General features: G+C 50.8%; 2 protein-coding genes and 1 pseudogene. All 3 read left to right on the top strand.

Annotated elements, in window-relative coordinates:
• Positions 1–1,300, top strand: a pseudogene (locus tag ABY802_RS16235) (chromosome segregation protein SMC); the annotation flags it as partial.
• A gap of 20 nt (positions 1,301–1,320) precedes the next feature.
• On the top strand, positions 1,321–2,247 hold the full coding sequence (zipA, locus tag ABY802_RS16230; protein ID WP_372628164.1) for a cell division protein ZipA: 927 nt from the start codon (positions 1,321–1,323) through the stop codon (positions 2,245–2,247).
• Positions 2,248–2,311: 64 nt separating this feature from the next.
• On the top strand, positions 2,312–3,651 hold a 1,340-nt coding region (gene ligA / locus ABY802_RS16225; RefSeq protein WP_372628163.1), incomplete at its 3' end, for an NAD-dependent DNA ligase LigA.

Below are 3,651 nucleotides of genomic sequence, written 5' to 3'. Positions count from 1 at the left end.
AGCTGAATGTCAACAGCTTGGGGCGAAACATCAGGCGTTGCTGAACGATCTGGCGTTATTGGACGAACGCCAGCAACAGGCGCAATATGTTTTAGATGAGCATGCTGAAGAGGAGCAGAACCTGCAACATCTCCAGCAACAAGCTCAGCTGGCGTTGCAGCAAAGCCGCGAGCGTTTCGAGCAGCACAAAGAGCAATGCCGCCAGCTACAAACGCAGCTTACGGTGGCCGAGCGACAGCAGCAGGGGTTAGCACAGAACCTGCAACGGGCCCAGTTGCAACTGGCGCAACTGCGTGAGCAAATTTATAGCCTGGAGCAACAGCTTAATGAAAACGACGAGCCGGAAATTGTGCTGCAGGAGCAATTGCAGGAGGCGCTGTTAAACCGGCAGGACGCCGAGCAGGCGATGGTAGCAGCAACTGATCGACTGGCTGGTTTAGAGCAGAAAATGCGTGAGCTGGAGCAGGGGCAGCAAGGTATTATGCAGCAGCTGAACCAGAAACGGCAGCATCTTGAATCCTTACGCCTGGACGCTGAAGGATGTCGGATCCGCGCTAACAATATGCTGGAACTGCTGCGCGAACAGCAGGTCAGTATTAAAGATGTGATGCCACAATTAGCCGCAGACGCCGAAGAAACGCTGTGGCAGCAACAACTGGATAAAACTGCAGAAGCCGTGAGCCGGCTGGGGGCAATTAATCTGGCGGCTATTGATGAATATGAACAACAGAGCGAACGTAAGCGTTATCTGGACAGCCAGCATGACGACTTAACCGGTGCGCTCGATACGCTTGAGACGGCGATGCGTAAAATTGACAAAGAAACCCGGCAAAAGTTTAAAGACACCTTTGAGCAGGTAAACGAGGGCTTAAAAGGGCTGTTTCCGAAAGTGTTTGGCGGCGGCAGTGCCTACCTGGATCTTACCGAAGATGACCTACTGGAAACGGGTGTCACTATTATGGCCAGACCGCCTGGCAAAAAAAACAGTACAATTCATTTATTATCGGGTGGTGAAAAAGCGCTAACGGCCTTATCATTGGTGTTTTCCATATTCAGACTGAATCCAGCGCCTTTTTGTATGCTGGATGAAGTAGATGCACCGTTAGACGATGCGAACGTTGGCCGGTTTTGTAATCTGGTTCGGGAAATGTCGGAAACCGTGCAATTTATTTATATTAGCCACAATAAAATTGCCATGGAAATGGCAGCACAGCTGATGGGCGTCACGATGCAAGAGCCTGGGGTATCGCGGGTGGTGGCTGTGGATGTGGATGATGCTGTCAAGCTGGCAGTAGCCTGATAACATAAAAAGGTACAATTATGGCTGATGAGTTGAGATTGGTATTAATTATTATCGGGGCGCTGGTGCTGGGCGGCCTGTTTATTCATGGACTTTGGACGGTAAGAAAAAATAACCGCCAGACAAATCATCGTTATCATCCTGACGAGGCCACGCCGCCAACCGCTGCAGACCAAAGTGAAGGCTTTGACGATTTAGGTGTTGGTCCGGTGCGGGTGGTGAAATCGCGCAGCGGCGGGCCTGCTGCTGCCGATACGGCGCGCACAGAGCCAAAAATTAGCCCGGCGTCAGTCAAGCCGGCTGCACAGCCTAAGCAAAGCAGTCATAGTCAGGATTTTTCCCGACAGCAGCCTGAGTTTGATTTTGATGGCCCGGATCAGAAAACCGAACCGGCAATTAATTTCAGTGCGCTGGCCGATGATGAAAAACCACGCCGCTCTTCGCCTGATAACGCGACCCGCCAGGTTGATGACCGCGTGGATGCGGAAGCCGCACCTGAGCAAAAATCGGGCCATCAGCCTTCTGAAGTATTAATTTTGTATGTGTTGCTGCCTGAAGGGCGTGACATTAAAGGTCCTGATTTACTGTCGGCGTTGTTACCCCTTGGCTTTAAATATGGCGACATGGATATTTTTCATCGTCATCTGGACAGTGCCGGTGGCGGTGATGTGTTATTCAGCCTGGCCAATATGTTTAACCCGGGCACCTTTGACTTGGAACAAATTGATAAAATCAGTACCCGGGGGCTGAGCTTGTTTATGACCCTGCCAGGGCCAGGTGAGCCGCTGCAGAATTTTAATTTAATGCACAATGCGGCAAAAAAACTGGCCGAAGAGTTCGGTGGTCAGGTGCTGGATGGTCAGCGCAGTGTGTTAACGGTGCAGACCGTTCGTCATTATGTTGATAAAATACGTGAATTCCAGCGCCAGCAGCTTATTCATGGCTAACGCCAGACATTAATTTAATACGGCAGGGCTTTCCCTGCCGTTTTTCATTCGGTAGTGAAAGAAAATGAGCGATTCCAAAAAAGCCAGAATGCGAGAACTGACAGACCAGTTGCAGCAATATTCTCATGCATATTACAACTTAAACCAGACCATGGTTCCTGATGCAGAATACGACGTGTTATTCGACGAGCTGGTTGCACTGGAAGCGGCATTTCCTGAGAGTGTTCAGCCGCATTCGCCGACCCAGCGGGTGGGCGCAACACCACTGGATAAATTCAGCCAGTTTGAGCATGCCCTACCAATGTTGTCGCTTGAAAAAGCCAAGACAGAAGACGAACTTATTCAGTTTAACAAGCGTATATCCGACAGTCTGGACGTTGAGAGCGACATGGTATTTTGTTGTGAGCCAAAGCTCGATGGAGTGGCGCTCAGTTTACATTATCAGCATGGCGTTTTAGCAAGAGCGGTAACCAGAGGTGATGGTTTTACTGGTGAAGATGTTACCCATAACGCCCGGACCATTAAATCTATCCCATTAAAACTATTGGGAGCCGACCAGCCGGCCATGCTCGAGGTTCGGGGCGAAGCATACATTCCCCTTGACTTGTTTGCCCAAATGAACGAACGCTCAGGCAGCAGCGGTGAGAAGCTATTTGCTAATCCACGCAACGCCGCATCTGGCAGCTTGAGGCAGCTTGACGCTAAAATTGCCTCATCCAGACCGCTCTCTTTTAGTGCCTATTCGGTTGGTGATGTTGATGACGAGCACGCAAAGCTTGATCAGAGCAGTCACTACGCCAGACTGTTACAACTGCAACGTATGGGGTTAGCAGTCAGTCCACTTCTTAAAAAGGTTACCGGTATAAATGCCGTTATTGACTATTGCCAGGATATTCTGCAGCAACGTGATACGCTTGGTTTTGAAATTGATGGTGTTGTTATCAAGGTGGATAGTCTGGCTCAGCAGCAGGCATTGGGCTTTGTCGCAAGGGCGCCACGCTGGGCTATTGCCTTCAAGTTTCCGGCACAGGAGCAACTTACCACCTTGCTCGATGTTGAGTTTCAGGTGGGTCGTACGGGCGCCATTACCCCGGTAGCGCGCTTGGCCCCGGTCGTGGTAGGCGGGGTGACTGTCAGTAATGCCACCTTGCATAACCAGGACGAAATTAACCGGCTGGGGATTAAAATAGGTGACACGGTGACAGTGCGCCGGGCGGGTGATGTTATTCCACAGATTGTCGCGGTATTAATGGACCGTCGACAAGCGCAGGCACGCGATATTATCTTTCCGGCAAGTTGCCCGGTTTGTCATTCCGCGGTAGAACGGGTGAGTGGTGAGGCGGTGGCGCGTTGCAGTGGCGGCTTGTTTTGTCCGGCCCAGTTAAAAGAGTCAATTAAACATTT

The organism is Arsukibacterium sp. (assembly GCF_041616895.1).
Classification (GTDB): Bacteria; Pseudomonadota; Gammaproteobacteria; order Enterobacterales; family Alteromonadaceae; genus Alishewanella.
This window is presented reverse-complemented; position numbering and strand designations above follow the sequence as displayed.

Excerpts from the sequence above, each read along its gene's own strand:
- zipA (WP_372628164.1), top strand. The coding sequence starts at position 1,321 with ATGGCTGATGAGTTGAGATTGGTATTAATTATTATCGGGGCGCTGGTG.